At 48.7% G+C, this 6,269-nt stretch carries 4 protein-coding genes; 3 read left to right on the forward strand and 1 reads right to left on the reverse strand.

Annotated elements, in window-relative coordinates:
* Position 1: 1 nt before the first annotated feature.
* Positions 2–1,669, forward strand: coding sequence for a hypothetical protein (locus AC1DE7_RS22760; protein ID WP_127551514.1), 1,668 nt, complete (start codon positions 2–4; stop codon positions 1,667–1,669).
* Between the two features lie 598 nt (positions 1,670–2,267).
* On the opposite strand, the gene AC1DE7_RS22765 is transcribed toward AC1DE7_RS22760, so the two are convergent.
* The gene (locus AC1DE7_RS22765) at positions 2,268–3,482 is read right to left on the reverse strand and encodes a Leu/Phe/Val dehydrogenase (RefSeq protein ID WP_477535245.1); all 1,215 of its coding nucleotides are present in this window, start codon (positions 3,480–3,482) and stop codon (positions 2,268–2,270) included.
* A gap of 346 nt (positions 3,483–3,828) precedes the next feature.
* Here AC1DE7_RS22765 and AC1DE7_RS22770 point away from each other — a divergent pair, with 346 nt between their 5' ends.
* The gene (locus tag AC1DE7_RS22770; protein WP_036606590.1) at positions 3,829–4,344 is read left to right on the forward strand and encodes a DUF2179 domain-containing protein; all 516 of its coding nucleotides are present in this window, start codon (positions 3,829–3,831) and stop codon (positions 4,342–4,344) included.
* A gap of 289 nt (positions 4,345–4,633) precedes the next feature.
* Complete coding sequence (locus tag AC1DE7_RS22775; RefSeq protein ID WP_477535246.1) at positions 4,634–6,061, forward strand: pectate lyase family protein; 1,428 nt, start codon at positions 4,634–4,636, stop codon at positions 6,059–6,061.
* The last annotated feature ends 208 nt before the right edge of the window (positions 6,062–6,269 follow it).

Below are 6,269 nucleotides of genomic sequence, written 5' to 3' on the forward strand. Positions count from 1 at the left end.
TATGGAGGAATCCTCCGACTTCCGCACACTCAAGATTCTGGATCGCTTTCGTCCGCTCATCGCCAGAACAGGGGCGGATTATGATGTGCTGCGCCTGATCTTGCGAGTGAAGTTCCAGATGGATCAACGCAGAGTACCTACTATTTTATCCAACAATTCAGGGAAAAAGGAGCGCAAGGAAGGTAATCAGTTTCTTCGATCCCTGTGGTTATATGGATTAATGGGACTGATGATGGTTCCCTTCATCGTCTGGGATACGGGGCATTTCATGCTTCAGATGGGCCTTGTGTTTGGCATCTTAATGTTTATGATCATGACGTCTATGATCTCAGATTTTTCCTCCGTGCTGCTGGACATTCGGGATCGTAATATCATTATGACTAAGCCCGTTAATGGGCGAACGGTGGGTATGGCCCGAGCCATCCATGCGGGCGTATATCTGCTATTGCTGACGGGTTCATTAACCGGTATACCGCTAATTGCCGCGTTAGTAACGCATGGGATCGGATTCTTTCTGATCTTCCTTGTGGAACTGATTCTGATCAATATGCTGATTCTGGTGACAACGTCTCTGATCTATCTGTTCATGATGAAGTTTCTGGATGGTGAGAAGCTGAAGGATATGATCAATATGGTGCAAATTCTGCTTTCCGTGGGGATTGCGATCGGTTATCAGCTGGTCATTCGTTCGTTCAGCATTATTGACTTTGGTATGGTATTTACCCCGGCTTGGTGGCAGTTGCTGTTACCTCCGTTATGGTATGCGGCTGCATATGAATGGTTATTTGCAGGGGGCGGGAATGTGTGGATCTATACTTTCACAGCACTGGCAGTCTTGGTTCCTGTGGTGAGTATGATCGTATATGTGAAGCTTATGCCTTCCTTTGAATTGTATTTGGAAAAAATGGCACATTCGGGTCAGTCCTCCGGACGCAGACGTGGAAGATGGGATCGGTTGATCTCCAAGGTGGTCAGTCGTTCGAGAGAGGAGCAGGCTTGCTTCCGTCTGTCAGCCAGCATGATGCGTAATGAACGGGAATTCAAGCTGAAGGTGTATCCATCGCTTGGTTTATCATTTGTTTTACCTTATGTATTTTGGTTTACCGAATTGCAATCTTCTAGTTGGGCGGAGTTTAGGCAAAGTTCGTTTGTATACACTTTTTATATCGTACTAATGCTGGTTGTAACGGTTGTGGTCATGCTGAAATTTTCAGGACAATATAAGGCATTCTGGACTTTTCGCGCTGCACCGATGGCGAATGATAGCGCGTTATATAAAGGAGCTCTAAAGGCATTCTTATGCAACATGTTCCTGCCTATATTTCTGGCAAATGCCATTTTGTTTACCTGGACATTTGGATCACGGATACTGCCGGATATTGCAATTATTATGCTGACAGCTACGGCGCTTGTCCCACTGGCAGGAAAATTATTACTGCGTAAGCCGCCGTTCTCCCAATCCTTCAGTATGGCACAGCAAAGTGATGGTTGGTATGTATTCGCCGCCCTTCCTGTACTTGCCATGTTATGGGGAGTCCATGTCTTTTTCCGTTCAGTGTCAGGGGGCGTATGGATCTATGGTGCGCTATTGATCGTAGCGAATGTGTTGCTGTGGACGCTACTATTTCAGGAGAAGAAGACAGCGAAGAAGAGGCCGGTTGCAGTTTAAGAAGTTGCAGCAGAACTGAAGAATAAAAGAGTAAAAGAAGGAAAGAAAAGAGGTGGATTACGTTGAGAGGGACGGTTTACAAGAAAACTTAATGTAATCCGTACAGAGAGCGATTGGAAAAAAATGAGCCAAAGAATCAAAGAATCAAAGAATCAAAGAATCAAGAGCAAGAGCAAAAGCGATAAGGGATTAGAAAGTAGAAGGACGAAGTGATAAGAGCCTAGAAGAGTTAAGAGTGCTAAGAAGAACTAAGAAGAACTAAGAAGGGCTAAAAAGAGCTAAAAAGAGCTAACCGGGACACTTACGTCTAGGTTAGCTCTTTTTGTTAGGTGATACTACCCCAAAGAAACCTTCGCCGCAGCGCTAACGAACCTGAGACAACCTATTCAGGGTGAAAATCTGAAATATAAATTCTAACGAACCTCAGGAACGCTATCCTTCGGAAAAGTAGCTATTTAGCTTGAAAAAGAACCAAACTAGGCACAATAACGTGCCTAAGATTCGTTAGATATTAGATTCATGCTAAAAGGAGCAAATAGCGTGTATCAGGTTCGTTAGAATGAAGTAAAACAGTGTAGGCTCCCCAGGAGGGGGCGCCCTATTTTGTATGGCCTGAGCGGAGGATGGATTCCGCTAGCCGATCGGCTGCATCGGCTGTGGAGATCGCAGATTGCGTAGCCTCTGCGTATACCTTGCTCAGCGTGCCTGCAATCCCCGCCACTTTTTGGCGGATCAGGTCAGGCCCGGCTCCTTCCAGCTCGTAGGCGGTGGAGATGATTCCGCCTGCGTTGAGCACATAATCAGGCGCGTACAGGATGCCGCGCGCCTGCATGCGGCCTGCAACCAGCTGTCGTTCACTCAGCTGGTTGTTGGCCGCCCCGGCAACGATGGAGCAGCGCAGCTCCTCCACCGTTGCCGGGGTCAGTACGCCCCCTAGGGCACAGGGGGCGAAGACCTTGCAGTCAGCGGCGTGGATATGGGCCGGATCGGCCGAGATGGCGCCGCTGAACTGCACAAGGGCACGTTGTACACGCTCCGGTACAACGTCTGCCACAATGAGCCGTGCCCCGGCTACATGCAGGTAACGGCACAGGGCATACCCGACCTTGCCCAGTCCCTGGACGGCAACGGGAATGCCCTGCAAAGATGCAATGCCTTGCTGGCGCAGCGAGGTCACAATGCCGATGTGTACGCCATAGGCGGTCATCTCGGCAGTGAAGTCATCCTGCGCCCCAAGCGAACCCGTGGTGTCCGTCACATGTGCGGTCTCCAGTCGGATCTGGTCCATGTCTGCCGCCGTGGTACCCAGATCAAGACCAGTCACGTATCGCCCGTTCAGCCGCTCCAGACAACGACCCAGTGCGCGAAAGCGTTGCGCCCGCTTGGATACGTCCGTATCCAGACTTTTATCTTGTGGATGCGCCACCTGATTGGCAACGACTTTCCGTTCAGCGGCAGCGCCCTTTTGCTGCTCTACCCCTAGAGCTCCGGCGACCTGCTCACCACTTTGAGATCCACATCCATCCTCATTCGACTTTGCATTCTTCGCAAAAGGTACATCCCATATGACCACTTTCCCGCCACCATACGGTAGTCCAGAGATTGCATTTTTGTACGTCATGCCTTTGGCAAGCTTCACAGCATCCCGAACAGCTTCTTCCTCGGATGCATAAGTCCAGTAGCGGCATCCGCCGAGCGCAGGTCCAAGGACCGTGTTATGAATGGCAATGACCGCCCTCAATCCACTATCTGCATCATGGCAAAAAATGAGTTCCTCCATGCCTTCCCGCTCCATCTCCTGCCATAGCTGCATGACGGTACCCCCTTTTTGTTTTGACCCATCCATCCTGGTTTTGACCTGATATCCTGTGCCAGCGTGCTTGGCTTTATGATGATACAGCATATTCAAAGACTCCCATTTTCGCCCCTGGGACCTCCGCCGGGTTGATAATCGGTACAAACGGTTCTATAATTGCAGTTCCGGCATGCCAGAGAGCAGAAAATGCCTACGGATTTACGTTCAACCGTTTAGAATGAGGGTATAACGTCCAATGATGGAGATAGAGCAAACATACAGGAAGCATAGATGAAACGAAATCGTCGAGTATATGCAGCAAAGGGCCAATTCCGTTGCGAAGGCCAGGAAAGAGGGATTGTGATTGTTTAAAATATTGGTATTTATCTTTTTGATCCAGATTGTCTACGTATCCGCTTATACACTCCGGATGATTCTGACACTCAAAGGACAGAAATACATCGCCGCACTGATCAGCATGGGTGAGATTGTGATCTATGTACTCGGTCTGAATCTTGTGCTCCAATACCTGACTCAGCCTTCGGCCCTGATCGTGTACGCGGTGGGTTATGGACTGGGAGTGTTGCTCGGTGCGTGGATTGAAGAGAAGATCGCGCTCGGTTACGTTACCGTTAAAGTCATCTGTAACCAGATGGGCAATAACGTCGCGAATGCCCTGCGAGATAAAGGATATGGTGTTACTGCATGGGTGGGCAGTGGACGTGATGGAGATCGGCTTGTGATGGAGATTCTGGCAAAACGTAAAAACCAGAAATTGCTCTACCAGACGATTCTCGATCTGGACCCCAAAGCATTTGTTATTACCGTGGAGCCCAAACAGTTCCATGGCGGCTTCTGGACACGTTCCATCAAAAAGTAAAATCGAGCAGGTCTGCGGCAGATGCAGTCCTGCTTTTTTAATTTCATCCCATCTGGAATGTTCTTGTTACCTCGATGTATCGCTGAAACCTCACTCTCCAAGTTAACTCTGTACGATTCAAGGTTGCTTACAGTACAATTCCTTGCTGTACCAGCCATTCCTAACCACATGTGAGATACAGATTATTGTTGTAATCGCTTTCAACATTTACATTGAGAACATGTCCTTCGTACCTGGCATGGCAGCGATGGACGAATGTCATCATCATATATTGGGAGGAATGGAATCGATGAAAAGCAAATTTCGAAGTTTATGCAGCACAGCTCTGGCTCTAACGTTGGGGTTAACTTTATTGTCCGGCCCGGCAAGTGTGCAGGCAGCAGGCAACGCAGACTACAATCTCACAGGCTTCTCCCAAGGGAACGCGGGCGGCGGCATCGTCAGCGAATCAAACACGGCCACGTATAAGAAAGTGTATAATGCGACGGATCTGGCATTGGCGCTGAAAAAGAACTCCGGTGTCAAAGTTGTTGAGATCATGAACGATCTGAATCTGGGATGGAATGAAATTCCAAGCGCAGCGCAGACTTCTCCTTTTGCCAAGCATAATGATGCGCTGACACATCCCGTATTAAAACAGACCGGTGTTAGCAAGCTCACGATTGATGGTTTCAATGGACTCACGATTTTCTCCGCCAATGGTTCCAAGATCAAACACGCTGCGATCAGCGTGAAACGAAGCTCAAATGTCATCATCCGCAACCTGGAATTTGATGAGTTATGGGAATGGGATGAATCCACCAAAGGTGATTACGACAAGAACGATTGGGATTACATCACCCTGGAGGAGAACAGCAACGTGTGGATTGATCACTGCACATTTAATAAAGCCTATGACGGACTCGTCGATTCGAAAAAAGGAACCAGTGGCGTGACCATCTCCTGGTCCCTCTTCAAAGGGGATGACGGCAGCTCGAACAGCTGGGTTACCCAGCAGATTAACGAATTGGAAGCAAATAAGGCTTCCTATCCCATGTACAACTACCTGCGCAGCAGTGCTGTAGGTCTCAGCAAAGCCGATATTATCGCCATCTCCGGACCCCAAAAGAAAGGACATCTGGTCGGTTCGACCAGCTTGGAATCAGCTAACGCCAACCTGTCCATGACGCTGCACCATAATCTGTACAAAGATATTCAGGATCGGATGCCGCGCCTGCGTGGAGGCAACGCACATGCATACAACATCGTGATGGATTCGACAGGGGCACGTGCCGCTAAAGCCAAAATTACAACGGCGATGGCAACAGCGATTGCGTCCAAAGGTTATAAATTCGATATCATTGGCAATGGGGCAATCTCCACAGAGAGCGGAGCCGTATTGGTCGAGAAATCAGTCATCAAGGACGTGCTGTATCCTGTTCGCAACAATCAGACCGATCCGGCAGACCCAACCTATACCGGCAAAATCAGAGTGACCGATACTATGTATTCTTTGGATGGAAGCTCATTCCGTGGCAGCAGTGATACGTCTGGCAGCCCGTTGGCGCCAATCCCGGCCGTGGTGAAATCGTTCTCCTGGAACGGCTTCTCGTCACTGCCTTACAGCTATACCACAGATGATCCATCTACGTTGAATGCACGCCTCACGGCTTCCAATGGCGCGGGTTCCGGTAAATTGACCTGGTCCAAGGACAATTGGTTGAAGACAAGTTATTGATATCAAAGTACCCTGTTGCTTTTACGTTCTTCAAATAAGGAAAAGAGTGCTCCTGCAGCTTGGTATTATCCCCTCAAGGTAGACAGTGAAAAAAAGAGATCATGTTAAAATGAACTCAACACTGAAAACCGGAGGGGATTTTTGCTATGCCAGCGAAAAAGGGCCAAACTTTTAATCAATATAGTGAAGAAACGAAGAAAGAGGCTGT

It is taken from the genome of Paenibacillus sp. 10L310 (genome assembly GCF_056395745.1).

Bases quoted from the DNA above. Each gene is read 5' to 3' on its own strand.
- AC1DE7_RS22775 (WP_477535246.1), top strand. From the start codon at position 4,634: ATGAAAAGCAAATTTCGAAGTTTATGCAGCACAGCTCTGGCTCTAACG.
- AC1DE7_RS22760 (WP_127551514.1), top strand. From the start codon at position 2: ATGGAGGAATCCTCCGACTTCCGCACACTCAAGATTCTGGATCGCTTT.
- AC1DE7_RS22765 (WP_477535245.1), bottom strand. From the start codon at position 3,482: ATGCAGCTATGGCAGGAGATGGAGCGGGAAGGCATGGAGGAACTCATT.